Annotated in this window: 19 protein-coding genes; 7 read left to right on the forward strand and 12 right to left on the reverse strand. The window is 45.9% G+C overall.

Annotated elements, in window-relative coordinates:
* Window positions 1–1,947, reverse strand: a 1,947-nt coding sequence (locus VM802_RS11060; RefSeq protein WP_325530322.1) for a CarD family transcriptional regulator, incomplete at its 3' end; no start/stop codon positions are given.
* Window positions 1,948–2,081: 134 nt separating this feature from the next.
* Between VM802_RS11060 and VM802_RS11065 the strand changes: the two genes are divergently transcribed.
* Entirely contained in the window at window positions 2,082–2,804 is a 723-nt protein-coding gene (locus VM802_RS11065; RefSeq protein ID WP_325530324.1) for a ferredoxin--NADP reductase, read from the forward strand.
* Between the two features lie 63 nt (window positions 2,805–2,867).
* On the opposite strand, the gene VM802_RS11070 is transcribed toward VM802_RS11065, so the two are convergent.
* From VM802_RS11070 to dtd, 5 genes are all read right to left on the reverse strand, one after another.
* Window positions 2,868–4,295, reverse strand: coding sequence for a glycine--tRNA ligase (locus VM802_RS11070; RefSeq protein ID WP_325530326.1), 1,428 nt, complete (start codon window positions 4,293–4,295; stop codon window positions 2,868–2,870).
* Between the two features lie 78 nt (window positions 4,296–4,373).
* Entirely contained in the window at window positions 4,374–5,318 is a 945-nt protein-coding gene (locus VM802_RS11075; RefSeq protein WP_325530328.1) for a YihY/virulence factor BrkB family protein, read from the reverse strand.
* A 72-nt stretch (window positions 5,319–5,390) separates the two neighbouring features.
* The gene (locus VM802_RS11080) at window positions 5,391–5,717 is read right to left on the reverse strand and encodes a nucleotide pyrophosphohydrolase (RefSeq protein WP_325530330.1); all 327 of its coding nucleotides are present in this window, start codon (window positions 5,715–5,717) and stop codon (window positions 5,391–5,393) included.
* 47 nt (window positions 5,718–5,764) lie between these two features.
* Entirely contained in the window at window positions 5,765–6,238 is a 474-nt protein-coding gene (locus tag VM802_RS11085; protein ID WP_325530332.1) for a hypothetical protein, read from the reverse strand.
* A gap of 60 nt (window positions 6,239–6,298) precedes the next feature.
* Entirely contained in the window at window positions 6,299–6,751 is a 453-nt protein-coding gene (gene dtd / locus VM802_RS11090; protein ID WP_325530334.1) for a D-aminoacyl-tRNA deacylase, read from the reverse strand.
* Window positions 6,752–6,860: 109 nt separating this feature from the next.
* Between dtd and VM802_RS11095 the strand changes: the two genes are divergently transcribed.
* The 3 genes from VM802_RS11095 to VM802_RS11105 all read left to right on the forward strand — a co-directional run bounded on the left by VM802_RS11095 (window position 6,861) and on the right by VM802_RS11105 (window position 9,387).
* Complete coding sequence (locus VM802_RS11095; protein WP_325530336.1) at window positions 6,861–7,337, forward strand: hypothetical protein; 477 nt, start codon at window positions 6,861–6,863, stop codon at window positions 7,335–7,337.
* A gap of 82 nt (window positions 7,338–7,419) precedes the next feature.
* Window positions 7,420–7,821, forward strand: coding sequence for an alternative ribosome rescue aminoacyl-tRNA hydrolase ArfB (arfB, locus tag VM802_RS11100; RefSeq protein ID WP_325530338.1), 402 nt, complete (start codon window positions 7,420–7,422; stop codon window positions 7,819–7,821).
* Between the two features lie 21 nt (window positions 7,822–7,842).
* Window positions 7,843–9,387 (forward strand): oligosaccharide flippase family protein, encoded by a 1,545-nt coding sequence (locus tag VM802_RS11105; RefSeq protein ID WP_325530340.1) that lies wholly within the window; start codon window positions 7,843–7,845, stop codon window positions 9,385–9,387.
* Window positions 9,388–9,425: 38 nt separating this feature from the next.
* On the opposite strand, the gene VM802_RS11110 is transcribed toward VM802_RS11105, so the two are convergent.
* Window positions 9,426–10,067 carry an MBL fold metallo-hydrolase gene (locus tag VM802_RS11110; RefSeq protein ID WP_325530342.1) on the reverse strand — a complete coding sequence of 214 codons (642 nt, stop codon included), beginning with the start codon at window positions 10,065–10,067 and terminating at the stop codon, window positions 9,426–9,428.
* Between the two features lie 57 nt (window positions 10,068–10,124).
* Between VM802_RS11110 and VM802_RS11115 the strand changes: the two genes are divergently transcribed.
* Complete coding sequence (locus tag VM802_RS11115) at window positions 10,125–13,517, forward strand: hypothetical protein (protein WP_325530344.1); 3,393 nt, start codon at window positions 10,125–10,127, stop codon at window positions 13,515–13,517.
* Window positions 13,518–13,724: 207 nt separating this feature from the next.
* Here VM802_RS11115 and VM802_RS11120 read toward each other — a convergent pair whose 3' ends face one another.
* From VM802_RS11120 to VM802_RS11140, 5 genes are read right to left on the reverse strand one after another with little or no spacing between them, the layout of a single operon-like run.
* Complete coding sequence (locus VM802_RS11120) at window positions 13,725–14,396, reverse strand: DUF1361 domain-containing protein (RefSeq protein WP_325530346.1); 672 nt, start codon at window positions 14,394–14,396, stop codon at window positions 13,725–13,727.
* Window positions 14,397–14,447: 51 nt separating this feature from the next.
* Window positions 14,448–14,810 (reverse strand): diacylglycerol kinase family protein, encoded by a 363-nt coding sequence (locus VM802_RS11125; RefSeq protein WP_325530348.1) that lies wholly within the window; start codon window positions 14,808–14,810, stop codon window positions 14,448–14,450.
* 8 nt (window positions 14,811–14,818) lie between these two features.
* Window positions 14,819–16,144, reverse strand: coding sequence for a cell envelope integrity protein CreD (gene creD / locus VM802_RS11130; protein WP_325530350.1), 1,326 nt, complete (start codon window positions 16,142–16,144; stop codon window positions 14,819–14,821).
* A 53-nt stretch (window positions 16,145–16,197) separates the two neighbouring features.
* Window positions 16,198–16,494, reverse strand: a complete 297-nt coding sequence (locus tag VM802_RS11135) for a winged helix-turn-helix domain-containing protein (protein ID WP_325530352.1) — start codon at window positions 16,492–16,494, stop codon at window positions 16,198–16,200.
* Window positions 16,491–17,141 carry a hypothetical protein gene (locus VM802_RS11140; RefSeq protein ID WP_325530354.1) on the reverse strand — a complete coding sequence of 217 codons (651 nt, stop codon included), beginning with the start codon at window positions 17,139–17,141 and terminating at the stop codon, window positions 16,491–16,493. The genes VM802_RS11135 and VM802_RS11140 overlap by 4 nt, the downstream gene beginning before the upstream one ends.
* A gap of 135 nt (window positions 17,142–17,276) precedes the next feature.
* Between VM802_RS11140 and VM802_RS11145 the strand changes: the two genes are divergently transcribed.
* The gene (locus tag VM802_RS11145) at window positions 17,277–19,781 is read left to right on the forward strand and encodes a DUF5686 family protein (protein WP_325530356.1); all 2,505 of its coding nucleotides are present in this window, start codon (window positions 17,277–17,279) and stop codon (window positions 19,779–19,781) included.
* Window positions 19,781–19,981, forward strand: coding sequence for a hypothetical protein (locus VM802_RS11150; protein ID WP_325530358.1), 201 nt, complete (start codon window positions 19,781–19,783; stop codon window positions 19,979–19,981). The genes VM802_RS11145 and VM802_RS11150 overlap by 1 nt, the downstream gene beginning before the upstream one ends.
* Window positions 19,982–20,019: the final 38 nt, after the last annotated feature.

Genomic DNA, 20,019 nt, shown 5'->3' on the forward strand with positions numbered 1-20,019 from the left:
GTTGAGGTAATCTACTGTGCAGGGAAAATCTTTGAGACGATCGGAGAATGTTTTATAGTGCTGGAAAGCGAGGATCGTGGTAGGTACCAGTACTGCGGCCTGCTTGCCATCCACGATGGATTTGAAAGCAGCACGTATAGCCACTTCGGTTTTACCGAAACCAACATCGCCACACACCAGCCGATCCATAGGCGCAGGTGCTTCCATGTCGCGCTTCACGTCAGCAGTAGCTTTGCTCTGATCCGGCGTATCTTCATACAGGAAGGATGCTTCCAGCTCTGTTTGCAGATAAGTATCGGGAGCGTGCGCAAACCCTTGTTGGGCCTTACGTACGGCATACAGCTTAATAAGATCTTTGGCGATGTCTTTTACCTGGGTTTTGGCTTTTTCCTTCAGCTTATCCCAGGCATCACTGCCCAGCTTATTCACACGCGGCTCCACGCCTTCCTTGCCCGTATACTTGCTGATCTTGTGCAGGGAGTTGATATTTACATACAACAGGTCGTTGTTCTTGTAAATGATGCGGATAGCTTCCTGCATTTTACCACCGGATTCTATCTTCTGCAAACCGCTATATACGCCCACTCCATGATCTATATGCGTTACATAATCGCCAGGTTGCAGCTCCCGCAAGGTTTTCATTGTGATCGCCTTGTTCTTGTTATAAGCCTGCTTGATCCTTGACTTATGAAAACGCTGGAATATCTGGTGATCGGTATAGCACACGATCTTCAGTGAGTGATCGATGAAGCCGCTGCTGATAGCCACCGGGATAGGGTAGAAGACGAAATCGGCTTTCAGGTCTTCAAAAACACTCCGCAACCGTTCCAGCTGGCGCGGGTTGTCTGCAAATATGAAAAGTGAATATTTGTTACTGTTATGGCTGCCCAGGTCTTTCAGCAGCATATCAAACTGCCTGTTGAACACAGGTTGCTCCTGTGTGTCGAAGATGATGGATTGCGGCTGAATACCTTTATCCATCAGCCACTCGCGATTACCAAAAACAACAGTATGCTTTTGCATCAGCTGATCCATCAGTGGAGCCGCTTTTACGAAATCTGTTTCTTTCAGTTCCATCTCTTCATCCTCATCTACTCTTACCTTCTGCCCCGTCTGTAACCAGTCGTCAAGACGTTGTTCCATCTGCTCTATTACGCCTTGCACATAAGCGGGATCTTTGATCCACACTACGGTGTTGGCAGGCAGGAATTCAGGCAGGGACGTTTTCACATGGTCCACGGTATGTGTATCCATGTTGGCAATGAGCGTCACTTGTGTGAGTTTGCGCTCACTCAGCTGGGTTTCAGGATCAAAGAGGCGGATAGAATCGATATCTTCCCCAAACAGCTCTACACGATATGGTTTGTCGTTACCGAAAGAATAAATATCGAGGATACCGCCCCTCAGTGCGTACTGCCCTGGTTCATATACGAAATCAGTATGATGAAAGCCCCATCCCACCAGCTGTTCGAGCAGGGGGTCAACCTTCAGAACGTCGCCAACTTTGAGCTGCACCATGTTCTTATTGAAGGCATGGCTACCTGCAACCTTCTCCCAGAGCGCCTCTGGGTAGGTTACCAGCACTTTTTTGTTAACGTTGTTCCCGGAGAATTTCATAAGCGCCTCTGTACGCAGCATGCTGTGGCTGCTGTTGAGCTCATGGAACTGTCCCGTTTTTTTGAAAGAGTCGGGGAAATAGAAGATATCAAGCGCCTGGCTGAGCTCTTCGAGATCATTTTGGAAATAGGCTGCCTCCTCCTTATCATTCAGAATAAAGAGATGGTTCACATCTGCATGCGCCCAGGTGCTTACTGCCACAAAATTTATTGCACTCCCGCTGAGGGAAGAAAGCTGAAAGTATTGTGGGGTGGGTGAATTAATCCCCTTCACCAGCGACTGCAGGCGGACATCACGTTGAAATAATTGTAGTACAGCCTGTAAATTCATGAAGATGGCAAAGGTAGTGAAGATTTTGTGATTTTGAAATCGGAAAGCCGGCGATTTTTGTTAAATCGGAAATATCAATGCTCTTAAATCCGTAAATATTTCCTTAAATTCAATATGACTAAAACACTAGTTCCATGCAGGAGATATGGCATACAGGTATCGTTACGAGGATAGTGGATGAAACCCACAACACACGCCGGTTCTGGATTAAGGTTCCTGAAATGGAGCGCTTTGACTTCAAGGCAGGTCAGTTTGTTACCCTTGACCTTCCTATCCACGAAAAGAAAAACAAGCGTTGGCGCAGCTATTCCATTGCCTCCCATCCAAATGGCTCCAACGAATTTGAGCTGGTAATCGTTCTCCTCGAAGGCGGAGTGGGCAGTACCTATATTTTCAACGAAGTAAAGGAGGGAAGCGAACTGCAACTACGCGGCCCGCTAGGCCTCTTCGTGCTTCCGGAAACGTTAGACCGGGAACTGTTCCTTATCTGCACCGGTACGGGCATTGCCCCTTTCAGATCTATGGCTAACTACCTCCATCTGCACCAGATTCCGCACCCTGATATTTACCTGATCTTTGGCTGCCGCTTTGAAAAAGACCTGCTATACGCGGAAGAGATGCGCCAGCTGGCAGCGGAGATGCCCGGATTCCACTACATTCCCACACTCAGCCGGGAAGAAGGGTGGAATGGACGGAAAGGGTATGTACATAACGTTTATGAAGAGCTGTTGCAGCAAAGTAAACGTCCTGCACATTTCTATCTGTGTGGCTGGAAGGCTATGATTGATGAGGCCAGGCAACGCATCACCGGTATGGGGTATGACCGGCACGATATTCACCTGGAATTGTACGGGTGAGAATATTTTGGGATTTTGAGATTTTAGAATTTGTAAATTCCAAAATCTCAAAATCCCAAAATATTAAAGGATCTTATTCAATACAATCTGTTTCACTTCAGACATTGGAACACGTTCCTGCTCCATGCTGTCGCGATGACGGATAGTAACAGTGCCATCTTCTTTCGTCTGGTGATCGATAGTTATGCAGAACGGCGTACCAATAGCATCCTGACGACGGTAGCGTTTTCCGATTGCATCCTTTTCTTCATAAAAACAATAGAAGGCGGACTTACAGGAATCCATCAACTCTCTTGCTATTTCAGGAAGACCGTCCTTCTTTGTAAGTGGGAAGATCGCAAGTTTAACCGGAGCCAGTTTTGCAGGTAATCTCAGTACCACACGGCTATCCTCTTTTTCAGGAGTACTCAGATCTTCTTCTTCATATGCATTACAGATCGTGAGCAGGAACATACGATCCAGACCGATAGAGGTTTCTATCACGTATGGTACGTAGTTCTGGTTGATTTCTGTATCGAAGTACTGAATTTTTTTCTTGCTGTATTCCTGGTGCTGTTTCAGATCAAAATCACCACGGGAATGGATACCTTCCACTTCCTTGAAGCCCATCGGAAAGTCGAATTCAATGTCCACTGCTGCATCGGCATAGTGAGCCAGTTTCACATGATCTTTGAAACGATACCTGGATGGATCTGTACCCAGGCTCAGGTGCCATTGCATACGCTCTTCCTTCCATTTCTCGTACCATTCCTTCTGTGTGCCAGGGCGTACAAAGAACTGCATTTCCATCTGCTCAAACTCTCTCATACGAAAAATGAACTGACGGGCAACGATCTCATTACGGAAAGCTTTACCAATCTGCGCGATACCAAACGGGATCTTCATCCTGCCGGTTTTCTGCACATTGAGAAAGTTCACGAAAATACCCTGTGCGGTTTCAGGGCGCAGGTATATTTCACTGGCTTCATCTGTAACACTTCCCAGTTGTGTGGAGAACATCAGGTTGAACTGACGTATATCCGTCCATTTAGCGGTGCCGCTTACAGCACATTTTATGTTCTTTTCTTCAATCAATGCTTTGAGACCTGCGAAGTCATTTTCTTTCAGCAGATCATCCATACGGGTAAGCAGCGCATCTTTCTCCTGCTCAGGTAATGTGTCTGCATAGCCTTCTATCAGGTGATCCACACGGTAGCGTTTATTGCTGTCCTTATTGTCGATCATCGGATCGCTGAAATTATCCACATGCCCGGAAGCCTTCCAGGTAGTAGGATGCATAAAGATGGCAGCATCAATACCCACGATATTTTCGTGCAGCTGTGTCATGCTCTTCCACCAGTAGTCCTTAATATTCTTCTTCAACTCTGCCCCGTACTGACCATAATCATATACAGCGCTAAGCCCATCGTATATTTCACTGGACTGAAAAACAAAACCATATTCTTTACAATGCGATATGATCGCCTGGAATTTATTCTGATCTGTAGACATAGTGGCGCAAAGATAACGGCCTATTTTGAAAATATGGATGTAATTATTCAGGTATTTGTAAGATAATTATTATCAACATTATCCCTCCTGTACAGTTTCTTCAGGGGTATGGGGTATTTCTATCTGTTTGATCCATACAGCATAATCGTTGGGATAGATCTCGCGGCCGAGGTGCTGTATATATACGCGGGTAAATACCGCTCCAAAATACAGGATGGCAGCGGAATAATATACCCACAAAAGAATGATCACAATAGAACCTGCGGCCCCATAAGTAGAGCTCACCCTACTGGCGCCCAGGTAATAACCGATAGCGAATTTGCCGATCATGAAGAGCACCGCGGTAGCGATTGCTCCGGCCAGTACATCTTTCCAACGGATACGGGCATCCGGCAATACTTTGAAGATAATAGCAAAGAGTATCGTGATCACGGTGAAAGGCACCACCAGATCCGCCACATACAGAATAATGGTCGTAGTGGCCTTGAGCGGGATCAGGCGGTAGAGAATGGTCTGGAAAAGTTCTACCAGGCCATTGATAGCCAGTGACACCAGCAAGATAAAGCCCATGCTCACTACAAGGGAGAAAGAGAGCAACCTGTTAAGCAGCATCCGCAGCAAGCTGTTCTTCTTGGGCTTTGACTTCAGCCGCCAGATGAAATTGATAGAATCCTGTATCTCTGCAAACACCCCGGTGGCGCCAATGACGAGAGTTACAAATCCCACTATGGTAGCCCAGCTCATATCGCCTGAAAGGGTGGCATTGCGGATCATAGCCTGTATTTGTATCGCTGCATCGCTGCCTACAAGATCTTTGATCTGCCCGTAAATGCTGCCTTCCACAGCTTCTTTACCAAGGAAAAGATCACACAGGAAGATAATGATAATCAACATGGGAGCCACGGAAAAGATCGTGTAATAGGCCAGGGCTGCACTGAGCTTTAAAACCTTATCGTCAATAAAATCACTGCCCGACTGTTTCAGCACTTGCCATAACATTTTCAGCTTCCTTTCTTTCTGCATAGCAATATTTTTAAACCGGTCAACAAAAAGCGTGCACAGCTTACTGTTGACCGGTTTACGGGAAAAATAATGTTATTTCAGTTTGGGATTGTTGATATGACGATGTGCATCACGAATATTCTTCTTATCGAAATTCTTTTCCAACGCCACAGTCATATCAATGCCAGTTTGATTGGCAATACAGAGCAATACCCACATTACATCGGCGAGCTCGTCAGCCAGTTCTCTTTTATTATCACCTTCTTTCGATGACTGGTCTCCAAATCGCCGGGCCATAACACGGGCCACTTCCCCTACTTCTTCGGTAAGGATAGCCATGTTGGTGAGTTCGCTGAAATAGCGTACACCGGTGGTATTGATCCAGGCGTCTATCTGTTCCTGTGCTTCCTGTATGGTCATGGATAATATATTATTATCCTAAAGATAGCAGATTGCGACAAGAATGCTTAATCTTTTCCAGATGCAGACGTAGAGAAGGGAATCACGAAACTACCGTATTTGTCGGGTTTTACTTCCACCGGATTTTCACCAACACGCATAGATGTAGCAGCAGAGGTACAACAGCTGGTATTCACAACTGTAGTAGTAAGCTTCATAATGGAGACCTTGCCTGGCAATGAAACACGAAGGGTAATATTGGGATACATAACGTTCAATCTTACAGCGCTATTTGCAGAGTCAGTCCAGGAGGGAAGCTTATAGGCTGAATCTCCTGCCAGGATGCGAATACTATCATACGGGATCTTTGGCTGACTACCATATAGCAGATCTTTACCGGTTTTTGCATCCACCAGTTGGACGAGAATACTGGTGTATTGGAAACAGCACATCATACCAGCACAGGGATCTGAAGATGAACGCTTACTACAGGCGCTTGATAACAATAATACAAGTAAGAAGGTGGTTGATAAACGAGCCATGGTAGGGGATTTTACAGTTAAACGGTAGCCTGCAGAAACAGGTTACAGTTTCACAGAAATTTATTCCCGGTTATGCGTATCGATTATAATAGTTACAGGACCGTCATTGATCAATGCTACTTTCATATCGGCGCCGAATATGCCACGCTGAATAGTAGTACCCAGATCCTGCTCCAGTTGCGCGATCATTTTCTCATACAAAGGAATAGCCACATCTGGCTTACTGGCACGGATATACGAAGGGCGGTTTCCTTTCTTCGTGGAGGCATGCAACGTAAACTGGCTTACCAGCAAAATATCTCCATGCACATCTTTCAGTGAAAGGTTCATCACTCCCGCATCGTCATTGAAAATGCGAAGATTCACGATCTTGCTGCTCAACCAGCTGATATCATCAGTTGTATCTGCATCTTCTATACCCAGCAGCACCATTAAACCCGATTGTATTTCGCCCGTTACAGTCCCTTCTACTGTAGCGGAAGCCTGGCTGACACGTTGTACTACTACTCTCATAATTTCTTCTCTTTCAGATGGAAAATTACATGAAAGTTATCAGGATAACTACTGATCATGTAACTATATCGCAATACCGCACGTTTCACATTTACCAAAATCATTTGCTATGGCCCGCTTTCATGTATGCAGCATCCTGGTGCTGATAATCGCTTCTTTTTGTAGTTGCAGTAATTCTTCCAAAGAAAAAGACAATCCATGTTATCTGGTTATCTGTGATTATGGTCCAATAATCTTTAAATTCAGGCTTACAGATGTAAAAACGGGAGCAAACCTGACCTTTGGACCTCAGACTGTCATCAATCCTGACAGCGTATCTCTGCTAATGCCTGACAGTTCCTACAAAGTGAAACAGATAGCCGACCCGGCAGGTAATACCGCTTACCTCGCACAAGCCCTGCGCGGTAGTGCTACCTATCTGCGCGTTGGCAGAACAGGGAAAGCAAGCATCGACAAACTGAATTTCACCATGAAGGGAGCTGGCTGCTGCGGTACTGTGTTGACAGGAGTGAAGCTGAATGACAGTCAGACACCACTCAAACAGGATTCGGCAGGCATCTACCTGATTCCTTATTCTCTACAATAGTTTCATCATTCTCACAATCATTAATAATAGTTTTAATAATTTAGCTGTCTGAATTTCAGCTTAAATATTAAACTATTATATAATGAATGTAAATGTCACCCCGGAGCTTACTTTCCGCACTGCACGCAGCGGAGGAGCCGGCGGACAGAATGTGAACAAGGTAGAAACGATGGTGGAAGGGTATTTCAACATCATGGCTTCATTCCTGCTGACGCAGGAGCAAAAGAATATATTAACGGAGAAGCTGGCCAACAGGATCAATGCAGAAGGCAACCTGCTGGTGAAGTCGCAGACAGCGCGCACACAGCTGGGCAACAAACAGGAAGTGATTTTCAAAATCAACGACCTTGTGAACAAAGCGCTCATACCGCGTAAGAAGCGTATTCCTACCAAACCCTCAAAGGCCGTAGTTGAAAAGCGGATACAGTTCAAAAAGCGACTGTCTGACAAGAAGCAGCAGCGCAGAGGAGGAGATTTTGAGTAATTTGCACTAAAACTTACGGAATTGAGCATTAAGAAACTGGCAGGACAAACGATCTACTACGGGCTTAGCAATATAGCGAGCAAGCTGCTCAATTATCTTCTGACGCCATTCTACCTGGGGATTCTTTCGCATGCATCTTTCGGGGAGATGTCTAACGTGTACGCCTATATTCCGTTTGCCAACATTGTGTTGACATATGGGATGGAAACTGCTTTTTTCCGGTTTGCAAAGCAGGAAAACAAGTCAAATGTACTAGGCACATCTACCATATCACTGCTGTTCTCCACCATATCGATTGCCATTCTGATGATGTGTTTCCGCGGCACGGTGATCAACTCCTATGCGGGAGAGCTGGCAGGCCTTACGGGTAACCCTTCTTTCTATACATACATAGTGATGGTGATGGCGTTTGACGCCCTCACCGCCATTCCTTATGCTCAGCTCAGGCTGGAAGGCAGACCTATACGCTATGCGGTTATCAGATCTGTAAATATTCTCGCAAATATTTTCTTCAACATTTTCTTTCTGGCAATATGCCCAAAACTAAGGGCAGCCGGGCATCAATGGGTACCAGACTTTTACACCGGGGCAGACCAGACAGGTTACATCTACCTGAGTAACATGCTAAGCAGCGGGCTTACCCTGCTGATGTTCCTCCCGCAGATGAGCCGGATGCAATGGAAATTTGATACTGCACTGTGGAAGCAGATGATAAACTACGCGTTGCCGCTGATCATTGTGGGTATGGCAGGCATGGTAAATGAAACCTTTGACCGTGCCTGGTTTCTGCCGCAGTTCCTGCCAGGCAACGATATGGAAGCTAAGAAAGAGATCATTGCATTGTATAGCGCCAACTACAAGCTGGCAATCCTGATTACCATGTTCATACAGGCGTTCAGGTTAGGAGCGGAGCCATTCTTCTTCAAACAGGCTGAAAGTGAGAACCCTCAGCGGGTATACGCCCGTATCATGAAGCTGTTCGTGGTGATGCTTTGTATGATGTTCCTCTTTGTGAGCCTGTATCTTAATGTATGGAAAGCATTTCTGCGGGTACCCTTCTATTACCAGGGCATGCGCATTGTACCTGTATTATTGCTGGCCAACATGTTTCTCGGTATATATTACAATCTCACGATCTGGTTCAAACTCACAGACCGTACTAAAACCGGGGCGGTGATTACCGTTATCACTGCAGTACTGGCTTTCCTGCTTAACTGGTGGTGGATACCCGTAATGGGCTACTATGGCGCGGCACTCGCCACTATGGTATGCTATTTTGTTCAGATGGTGGTTTGTTACGTATGGGGACAGAAGTATTATCCGATACCATATCATCTTCCGAAAATCATTACCTATATCAGCCTGGCGGTGATCGTCTACTATTTTTACAGCTGGCTTAACCGCACGCTGTTATCACCCAAAGACATCTACGCCCTGAAGTTTTCTTCACTCGCGGTAGCTACCTTGCTCTTTGCAGCCTACTGCTGGTTTCTGCTCCGGATGGAAAAAAAGGAATTTGCAAAGCTGCCGGTGATAGGGAAGTTTCTCGCAAAGGGGCAAAGATAACAAAGACGCATTGCTACCTTTGCCCCTTTGCGGGAAACCTACGCTTTCAGGAACGGGTTGTATTTCTTTTCGAACCCTATACTGGTGGCTGGCCCATGTCCGGAGAATACCCTTACATCATCAGGCAGGGTGAATAACTTTTCCCGGATGCTGCGCAGCAGGGTTTCATGGTTACCCCCCGGAAGGTCCGTACGGCCGATACTCTGATAAAACAGCGCGTCTCCGGCGATCACAAATTTCTGCGCTTCACAATAGAACGACACGCTTCCGGGAGAATGACCAGGAGTAAGCAAAACCTCCAGCTCATTGTCGCCAAACAGGACCTTTTCACCTTCAATGAGATAACGGCCGGCCAGGGGAGAGGGCTCGAAAGGCAGGTTATACATGGCGCCCGCCTGCTGTGACCTGTCCAGCACCGGCTGTTCTGCCTCGTGGAATTCAGGCCGCACCTTGTACGTTTCTGACACCAGTTTATTACCGAATATATGATCCAGATGACAGTGCGTATTCAGCAATCTGGTGACATTTAACCCGTGGGTTTGTATATATTGCAATAATTCTTTTCTTTCGTCCTGAAAATAACATCCCGGATCTATAATTATACATTCCTTTTTTCCGTTAATAAGCAGGTAAGTGTTTTCCTGTAACGGGCTGAAAGTGAATTGTTGGATTTCGATCATGTTACCTGATTTTTAGCTAATTTTAAAAAAGATCACAATATTATCAATACTTTCTGTATGAACAGATTTATTACCAGGTTATTATTCCACTCCGCCCTATTACTAGGAACTATTGTTACGCAAGCCCAGACCAATACCGTTGAATTCGGCCAGAATCGAGTACAGTTCAAGAATTTCAAGTGGAGATACTACCAGACCCGCCATTTTAATACCTATTTCAGCCAGAACGGGCTGGAATTGGGTAAATATGTGGCCCAGGTAGCGGAAAAGGAATTACCGCAGATAGAGCAGTTCATGGAGACCAATCCCCGGCAGCGCATCAACATTGTGGTCTATAACAGCTTCGGGGAAATGAAACAGTCCAACATCGGGATTGGTGTGGACTGGCAGAATACAGGCGGTGTTACCAAACTGGTAGGCAACAAAATGATTGTTTACTTTGATGGTAATCACGAAAACCTGCACCGGCTGATCAGACAGGGGATTGCCCGCATTTTGCTGGAAACCCTGCTGTTTGGAGAAGATATAGGCGAATTTGCAGGAAACGCTGCCCTGATAGATTTCCCCAAATGGTTTACTGACGGTTTTATTTCTTATGCTGCAGAGAACTGGACAGCCAAACAGGATGAAGAGCTGAAATCAGACCTCCTTTCCGGAAAATACAGCAATTTCAACCACCTGGCCTATGATAAGCCACTACTGGCCGGTTCAGCCTTCTGGTACTACGTGGAAAGCAAATACGGGAAAGATGCCGTGCCTTACCTGATGTATATCACCCGCATCAACCGCGGGCTGAAGAAAGGGTTTGAGCAGGTATTACATCTGACTCCCAAAAAAGCCACACAGGATTTTTTCGTTTTCTTCCAGAGAAGATTTTCTGAAGATAACCGCAGAAGGAAAACATCTACTAAAGGCCGCACTATCGTGGCCCAGGAGATCGGCAAATCAGATTACTACCGCTTCAACGCTAATCCGAAAAATAACTCCTACGCACTTGTTGAGTTCAGGAAAGGCGTGTACCGGGTACAGATACAGCTCGGATGGAACAAGCCCAAAGTGTTGCTGCGTAGCGGCGTGATGCAGCTTGCTAACCAGGTAGACCCCAACTATCCGCTGCTGGCATGGAATACCAAAGGCAACAGGCTGGCCGTGATCTATGAGCATGAAGGCAAAACCAAGCTGATGATCTACGACCTCATCACGCACATCACTATACGCCAGGACCTTCATCAGTTTGACCGCGTAGTGGACTTCAAGTATATGCCAGTAATGGAGAACACACTTCTCCTCTCCGCCATTAAAAACGGACATACCGACATATTCACTTATAATATCAGCAATTCCAAAACTGACCAGATCACCAACGACGTATACGACGATCTCGATCCTTCCTTTGCTGCATTCCCTGGCAAAAGCGGTATCCTGTACTCTTCCAACAGGCCTGTTCCTAAAGGACGCGGCAGCGATACCACCCTCCCCAACAGACCGTACAACATCTTCATGGTGGACAACTGGAACAAAAGCTCAGAAAAGCAGATCACTCAGCTCACTAACCTGAAATACGGTGATGCCAGACTGCCCATGCAATATAACACCACGCACTTCACCTTTGTATCTGACGCCAACGGTATCCGTAACAGGTATGCCGGCTTCTTCAAATCACAGAGCGCCGGTGTGGACTCCCTGTTCTTTGTAGGTTCTGAAATACTGCATAATCCGGATAAAGAAGAACTGGATTCTGCCCTCGCAGCCTATGGTACTTCCGCTCCCGATTCTGTGGAAGCAGTAGCTATCACGCAGGATTCTACCTACACCTTCCCGATCTCCAACTACCCTTATGGTATCCTGGAATCACGCATTACAGGCGAACAAGGGGAAGTGTCCGAAGTAGTTGGTTATGCAGGCATCAAACGACTGATGAAGCTGAAAGTAGATACCAATGCGCTGAAAAAAAGGAACATCTCTGCACGGCCTACCAATTTCCGTAAAGCACAAATGCACCAGGACAGCCTTCAGCTGGGTCTGCCTACTTACAACGAAGCACCCAAGGATACTACCACGCATCCTAATTTCTTCCAGAATGAATTTGGCAACGAACCGGCAGATACCAGTAATAATACAGCAGCGACCTCACCGCTCTTTGATAAAAAGAAAGAGTATGAACCTATCCTCAAGAAGGCCAGGCTGTTGCCTTATAAGTTGAAATTTGCATCCGACTACCTGATACTGCAACTGGATAACTCAGTGCTGATCAATAAATATCAGCCATTTACCGGTCCTCCGTCAGGCCCTATCCGCCTCACCGATCCTGTAAACGGATTAATTCGCATAGGCGTCAGCGATCTGTTTGAGGATCTCAAGTTCAACGGCGGCTTCCGTATTCCGTCTTCATTGCAGGGATCAGAGTATTTCTTCTCTGCTTCCTACCTAAAGAAACGTTTTGACTATAAAGTCACTTACTATCGCAAAGTAGACAAGAACAGCGGCCTGCAGATCTCAGATGGCAGTACCACTTATTTCTGGCCGGTGAAAATGATCACGAACCTCTATCAGGCTGAAATGCGCTATCCATTTGATCAGGTGAGGAGCATCCGCCTGCAGGTTGGATACCGTACAGACAGAATGGTGATACAGGCTATCGACAGACAGTCGCTCGCCGAACCAGACTATAAAGAGAGTAATGTACTCGGCCGCCTTGAATATGTGTATGACAACACCATCAACCCGGCTATTAACATCTGGAATGGTACCCGCTACAAAGTATATGGCGAGATCTTCTCACAGGTCACCAACGGTGGACTGAACGAGAAATTCAATCCCAATTCCCCTGCAGCCAACGGCCGCTTCACCTACAATATGGGTGTGGATATACGTCATTACAAGAAAATATACCGCAACTTCATCTGGGCAACCCGCTTTGCTGCTGACATGTCGTGGGGAAGCCGCAAACTGCTGTACTACCTCGGTGGTGTGGACAACTGGCTGAACCCACAAATCAACACCAATACACCGGTGAACCTGAGCACTAACTATGCTTACCAAACCCTCGCGGAAAATCTGCGTGGTTATAAGCAGAACGCCAAAAACGGTAACAATGTGATGTTGCTGAACACAGAGCTTCGCCTGCCTGTATTCTCCACATTCATTGATAAACCTATCAACTCTGCATTCCTCCGTAACTTCCAGGTAACATCATTCGTTGATATAGGTACTGCCTGGAATGAGAAGCTCAGCTTCAAAGATGCCAACTATGGCACTTACGTAGATCAAAGCTCCGGCGTGGTTACCCGCGTGAAAGAAGGATTCCTCGGACCTTTTGTAGGAGGCTATGGTTTTGGTGCACGCACTACAATCGCCGGCTACTTCCTTCGTGCTGATGCTGGCTGGCCTATGGTTGCGTTCTTCCGTGGCAGCCCCATCTGGTACTTCGGTATGGGTGTCGACTTCTAACTTTGATTTTTTTGATTATTGTGATGGAGATAATAAGAGACGATTGTAAAGAATTATAATTATAACAATAAAAGAGGAAGGCCCATCCAGTTAAAATTATTACTGGATGGGCCTTCCCCTTTTATCTTCTCACATCAGTATTATCACCAAAATCAAAAAAATCACAGTTCAGACATTATCCGCTTCAATCGTCGGTCATCACCTGAATCATAGTCTTTGTTTTTGTACCAAAGGATACATCAAACTCAGGAACAATCCCATACATACCGTGAAGGCCCATGCATGCCGGTTTTCCCAGGGATGCAATACGAGGTTGCCCATATCTCCCAATAGCGTAAGAGGATCTTTTACAACATCCCAGCTGTTGTAGCGGAGATACCGGCCAATGTATACACCCATGCCGCAGAGAAACATTACCGGAAAAGTGAACAGCCAGCCCGGCCAACGGCTATGACGGGCACTCCACATTTTTTCCATGCTGCGGATAGAGATGTATCCCAGCATCATACCATTCCAGGCAAATGAAAAGATCACAAACAAATCGAACCACAACGGCACTCCGCCATCAAAAAGATGAAACAGGTCTGTAAGTATATACGGCGCATTAGGAATAAACAACAACCATACAACAAAGTAGGCATACCAGGTAAACCTGTTGCTGATTTCCTGCGGATGTCTTTCCATATACCTGCTGATGCCGAATGGCACATAAGCCAGGAAAAGATTCCAGATTAATGATACCCGTAAATAACTGCCGGTATGAAACACACGGAACATCAACAGACAGATGCTGAACAGTATGGAAGCATATAGGGTGTATTCCTGCTGACGACGGCTAATGTGCAGTTGTAACAACCGGATGTGTCTTTTCAATCGCATATACAACTTTTTAAATAAGAAAAACGGCAGGGATAAATAGGGTGTATAAAATCAGAAGATCCGGGGTGCAAATATAAGGCCACCAATAATAGCCGCTGCAATAGCGGCCACCAGCACTGCGCCGGCAGCTACATCCTTGATCCATTTTACTTTCGGATGATATTCCGGCGACAGATGATCCATTATTTTCTCCACCACAGTGTTAAACATTTCGGTAACCCATACCAGCGTAATGGCCAAAATGACCCACATCCACTCCGCGGTTGACAACTTATACCAGCAGCCGGCTACCACCACCGCTACGGTGGCTATTACGTGTATGCGTGCATGTGGCTCACTTTTTACAAAGGCCGCAATGCCGCTGAAGGCATACCCGAAACTTGCAATCCGCCTGCTGATATAAGAGTTTCTCATAAATAATGTTATTCTGCTATTGATGCTTTATCAGATAATTTATTCCATTTGATCGTTCTGCTGAAATACATGATCACAGCAAGAATGATAAAGAGTCCCAGGCTGCCCATCAGCAAAGCCTGATCTTCGGCACTGATGATCACATAAATGAAGCCATAGAGCAGTACCAGGCTGCCGCCAATAGCAGCTGCAATACGGCCGCTTTTATAGGCTCCTGCTACGTACATGGTGATCAGTCCGATAGTGAGCCCGCTGGATATTACGTAAGCCAGGGCAAAGTTAAGTTGTTCCGATATGGATATAAGCAGCGTATAAAAAATACAAAGGGCTAAACCGACGAGCATATACTGCAATGGATGAATGGCGCGGCGCTGTGACAATTCCATAAAATAGAAAATAAAGAAGGTTAGTCCGATGATCAGGATAGCATACTTAATAGCTCTTGATGATTGCTGATAAGTCCCCCCAGGCATGAACAACCGGATACCCACGTCAGCGGAACGGATGTTGAACTTGCTACCAGACCAGCTTTGGGGATAGTTTCTGTTCAGGTGCTGTACCTGCCAGGTAGCGCTGAATCCTTTCTCGCTCACACTGCGTGTTTGCGGAGGAAATGCTTCATCAAAGCTGGGATCCGGCCAGCTGGAACGGATGCTGATGGAAGTTGTCTTCCCTACCGGAGAAAACTTGATCCTGCCGGAACCTTTCAGGCCGATGTCAAGAACGAAGTTGCCGGTTGCGATGCCGGTATCACGGGGCTGAAGAGAAACCGGCGTTTGTATGCCGCTTTCAAACAGATCATTGTTCATCACACCTGGATTAAACAGCGACTGCTGGCCATTCCAGGTAAGTTGTACCTGGTTACCGATACCGCGCAGGTCAGTGATACCAATGAGCATTACAGCACGGTCCCATCTGAATGCAGATGCGGGAATGTTGAGCTTTGACAATGGTTCAGTGGAAAAGCGTCCGGTGAGCTTTAATTTGGAGTCATACACTGCAACCGGGAAGATGCCTCTCTTCAGCGTTTGTGGCATCAGTTCACCATTGATGCTGAGCTGCTCCGGCAGCAGATACGCAAATGTGTCGCCTGTAGTACCGGGTGTAACGTAGGGAATTGCCAGCACAGGGCCGGTCACGTTCTGCTCACCACTCCATCTGCTGGTCACTTCGGAGATGGCTTCCTGGTGATAGTTTTGTCTTTCGCCGATGATGTTACTGATCATAACAGTAGGGATCAGCAGTATCATCATCAGGAACAGGATTACCATCGCCTTGATAGCGTAGGCGTAGCGGTCAAAGAAAGAAGCGGGTCTGGGATTGTATGGTTCCATAATTTATCGTTTTAAAAGCACTTTGTATTTCAAAGTATAAAGGCAAAAAAAATTTACTTCGTGAATTTGATCATATGTTCGAGTGCGGCAAGATGGCCTTTGAAAGCCTTTTCACCAGCAGTGGTAATAGCATAGGTAGTATTGGTTTTTCGACCAATAAACCCCTTGTAAACTTTGAGATAGCCGTTTTCTTCGAGCGTATTGAGGTGAGAAGCCAGGTTCCCGTCTGTTACTTCCAGCATTTGTTTGAGATCATTGAAACTGATCTCATTATTCACCATCAATACACTCATAACGCCCAGGCGTATACGACTTTCAAAAATCTTATTTAAGTTACCAATCGGATTCATGATATTGATTGAAAGCTCCCTTTCCTTTCATATTTCCACCACATGAGGGCACCGTAAATAATGTGCAGCAGGCCAAAACCTATGGCCCAGAAATAAAGCCCCTTACGTAAAAAGAAAAGATTGGCAATACCCAATGCTGTTTCCAGTAAGCCGAGATAACGCACATCAGGGAGTGTGTACTTACTGCCATTGATCAGCGCAAGACCGTAGAAAACAAGACAGGTGGGCGCAACCAGGGTTTCCAGATGATTGTACAGCAACCCTGCAATGAAGGCGCCGCCTGCGATCAGTGGAATCGCCACGTTTATCAACACTTTGCGGGAGGTGATATCCCAGATAGGCAGATTATTCTTCCGCGCACGCCGCCATGTAAAGAATGTGCCACCACACAATGCTGCAACCAGCACACATATTGCCAGTACCAGCAGCTTCATTTTCAACGCCGCAAAATCATCTTCACTGTATACGCCCGTTGTATTCCAGCGGTCATAGTATTCTACCAGCCAGGTACGTGCAAGCGCTGCACCTATCAGCGCACTGATTCCGGCCGATATGCCACTGAGTCCACTGAGAGACATGAAGCGGCTGCTGCGCTCCATCATGCGCCGTATATCACTTAACGCCTGCAGATGTTGTTCGTCTGTCATACTAAAAAAGTACTTTGCAATACAAAGCTAGAATAAATAACCGGATTTCAAAATATAATTTTTTGTTATTCCTGCGTTCCTATAGGAAACCTGACGTACAGATTAAGCGTAAAAGATCTAATATTGTCATCAGATATGTTTGGCTGGAAAAGAATAATAGCAATAATCATTGGCGTAAGCGTTTGGTGTTCAGAATTGAAGGCGCAGTATAAGGTGAGCGGAGTTGTGAAAGATGCGCACTCACAGGAGATCATCCCTTTCGCCCCCCTGCAGTTTGAGCATACGCAAACTGGTATGGTTACCAATACTGAAGGGAAATATATGTTCGAACTAAATGTTATCCCATCAGACACGCTACTGGTAAGGGTAATGGGGTATACTATTCTCAGAATGCCCGTCAACAGACAATTGAAAGAACAGGTCATCAACTTCGAGCTAACCCGCTCTGACCTCTCCCTGAAAACATATGAGGTAAAGGCAAACGTTAACTTCGCGCTCATCCTGCTGAAACAAATCGTAAAACATAAACCGGAGAACAATTACAACCGGCTCGATAATTACAAATACGAAGTATATAACAAACTGGAACTGGACATGAAAAGTCTCAACAAAGAGAAATTGTCCCGGAACCGCTTTACCAAACCGTTTGCATTTATACTCAATAACATTGACAGCACCTCAGAAGACAAACCTTTCCTGCCCATCTTCCTGACGGAATCACTGTCTGACTATTATTTCCAATCAAGCCCCCATAAGACCAAAGAAATCATCAAAGCGGCCCGTACTTCCGGTATCGACAATGAAAGCGTTACTAAGTTCCTGGGGGGCATGTACCAGAACATTAATATCTACGATAACTTCATCCCTGTATTTGATAAACAGTTTGTAAGCCCGATACACCACAACGGCGCTTTCTACTACGATTACAAGATTGCAGATACACAATATGTCAGCGGCCAGCGATACATCAAACTAAACTTTACACCTAAACGAAAAGGAGAGAACACTTTTATCGGCGACCTCTGGGTACATGACACCACGTACGCCGTACAGAAGACAACTCTTTCGGTTCCCAAAGATGCCAATCTCAACTTTGTCCGCAGAGTAAGCGTAATACAGGAGTTCAGACAGATGCCAGACAGTTCCTGGTTTCTTTACAAAGACAAATTCATTGCAGACTTCTGGGCCCCAAGTCCAAAACCGGGAAAGACCTTTGAATTCATTGGTCGCAAAACTACCACCTACGATAATGTTGTAACCAGCGATACTTCCGTTACCAATATCTTCAGCAACAAAAGATACCCGGAAAGTGTAGTAGTGCTCGACAGTGCACGCGTACGTAAAGAATCATTCTGGCAGGATAACCGTCCTGACTCGTTGAGCAAAAATGAAATGAATATCTACAAAATGGTAGATACACTTCAGCGGATGCCGCTCTTCCAGAAATACTCCAATACTATCAAGTTTCTGGCAACTGGTTACAAGCCTTTCGGCCCGATAGAATGGGGGCCATACTATTATCTGTTTTCCAAGAACAGGCTGGAAGGGTTCCGTCTTCGCCTCGACCTGGGAACTACACAGAAATTCAATAAAGATCTGTATCTCTACGGTTATCTTGCTTATGGCTTCGACGATAAGGTGTTTAAAGGCAAGATATCCGGCTTGTGGCTGTTGAAAAGGCATCCGCGTATGTATATCTATGGTGCCTATACGAAAGATCTTGACAACGGCTCCCATTACTATGATGAAGTAGGCACCGACAACATCTTCACACTAGCCATCCGAAAAGGCGGTATACCACAGAAATTCCTGATGATACAGGAACAACGCCTGGAGTTTTTCAAAGAGTATTACAGCGGATTTTCACATCAGCTGTCACTTATACACAAACAGGTAAGGCCTTATGAGCCGCTGCCAACAGCTGCATTCTATCCCAAGCTCGTAAATGGCCGTGATCCGCTCACCAACACGGAAGTGGAACTGAAATTGCGTTACGCTTTCCATGAGCAGTTCCTGGAAGGCAGTTACTACCGGATCAGCCTGGGCAGCAAGTATCCTATTACAGAGTTGAAACTGGCCGTAGGTATCCCCGGTATTGGTAACAGCGGTCAGGACTACCAGCGGGTAACGCTTAGTGTATCCGACAACGTAAAACTGCCTCCCTTCGGTTCGCTATACTACAATGTTTTTGGTGGCAAGATCTTCGGCACAGTACCATACACTTCGCTGGAAGTGCATCCTGGTAACGAGATGTACTACTACAATAAATACGCCTTCAACATGATGAACCGCTTCGAGTTCATCAGCGATCAATACGCCGGTTTCAACGTTGAACACACTATCGGCAACGGTATCTTCGGTTATATCCCGCTTATCAAAAAGCTGAAATGGCGCCAGTTCTGGACTGCCAAAGGCGTAATTGGCTCTCTCTCTGATGCCAATAAGCAACTGAACCTCAACAAAGGATACACCTTCAAAACACTGGAAGGCGACCCTTATCTGGAAGTAGGCACCGGTATTGAGAATATCTTCAAGTTCCTGCGTGTAGACTTCGTATGGCGTGTTACTCCCGGCCAGTTACCGGATGAACCTGCAAGTAAGCGATTTGGCGTGTTTGGAAGTTTCAAGTTGCAGTTCTGATGAATCTTCAATTCGAGAAGTTGTATTCAGAAGAAAAACTAAACGAAAAAGCATCGAATGAAGCGGGTATCGATACTGATTGGTACCTACTCGACAGCAAAAGGCAAATTGCCATCGTTGCTTCCGCTGGCGGGCTTTTACCAGAATCTGTTTCGTCGGACAGGGACAGCTATTGCTTAAATGCTTCTTCAAAAGACTAGCATTACCAAAGACATAAAACCTCATTAAACAAAAAAAA

The sequence above is a fragment of the Chitinophaga sp. genome (assembly GCF_035538455.1).
In the GTDB taxonomy this organism is placed as follows: domain Bacteria; phylum Bacteroidota; class Bacteroidia; order Chitinophagales; family Chitinophagaceae; genus Chitinophaga.

Coding starts and splice junctions, on each gene's coding strand:
- VM802_RS11140 (WP_325530354.1), bottom strand. CDS start 17,141: ATGACAGACGAACAACATCTGCAGGCGTTAAGTGATATACGGCGCATG.
- dtd (WP_325530334.1), bottom strand. CDS start 6,751: ATGAGAGTAGTAGTACAACGTGTCAGCCAGGCTTCCGCTACAGTAGAA.
- VM802_RS11085 (WP_325530332.1), bottom strand. CDS start 6,238: ATGGCTCGTTTATCAACCACCTTCTTACTTGTATTATTGTTATCAAGC.
- VM802_RS11125 (WP_325530348.1), bottom strand. CDS start 14,810: ATGAGAAACTCTTATATCAGCAGGCGGATTGCAAGTTTCGGGTATGCC.
- VM802_RS11065 (WP_325530324.1), top strand. CDS start 2,082: ATGCAGGAGATATGGCATACAGGTATCGTTACGAGGATAGTGGATGAA.
- VM802_RS11080 (WP_325530330.1), bottom strand. CDS start 5,717: ATGACCATACAGGAAGCACAGGAACAGATAGACGCCTGGATCAATACC.
- VM802_RS11115 (WP_325530344.1), top strand. CDS start 10,125: ATGAACAGATTTATTACCAGGTTATTATTCCACTCCGCCCTATTACTA.
- VM802_RS11135 (WP_325530352.1), bottom strand. CDS start 16,494: ATGAATCCGATTGGTAACTTAAATAAGATTTTTGAAAGTCGTATACGC.
- VM802_RS11150 (WP_325530358.1), top strand. CDS start 19,781: ATGAATCTTCAATTCGAGAAGTTGTATTCAGAAGAAAAACTAAACGAA.
- arfB (WP_325530338.1), top strand. CDS start 7,420: ATGAATGTAAATGTCACCCCGGAGCTTACTTTCCGCACTGCACGCAGC.
- VM802_RS11120 (WP_325530346.1), bottom strand. CDS start 14,396: ATGCGATTGAAAAGACACATCCGGTTGTTACAACTGCACATTAGCCGT.
- VM802_RS11070 (WP_325530326.1), bottom strand. CDS start 4,295: ATGTCTACAGATCAGAATAAATTCCAGGCGATCATATCGCATTGTAAA.
- VM802_RS11145 (WP_325530356.1), top strand. CDS start 17,277: ATGTTTGGCTGGAAAAGAATAATAGCAATAATCATTGGCGTAAGCGTT.
- VM802_RS11095 (WP_325530336.1), top strand. CDS start 6,861: ATGGCCCGCTTTCATGTATGCAGCATCCTGGTGCTGATAATCGCTTCT.
- VM802_RS11075 (WP_325530328.1), bottom strand. CDS start 5,318: ATGCAGAAAGAAAGGAAGCTGAAAATGTTATGGCAAGTGCTGAAACAG.
- creD (WP_325530350.1), bottom strand. CDS start 16,144: ATGGAACCATACAATCCCAGACCCGCTTCTTTCTTTGACCGCTACGCC.
- VM802_RS11110 (WP_325530342.1), bottom strand. CDS start 10,067: ATGATCGAAATCCAACAATTCACTTTCAGCCCGTTACAGGAAAACACT.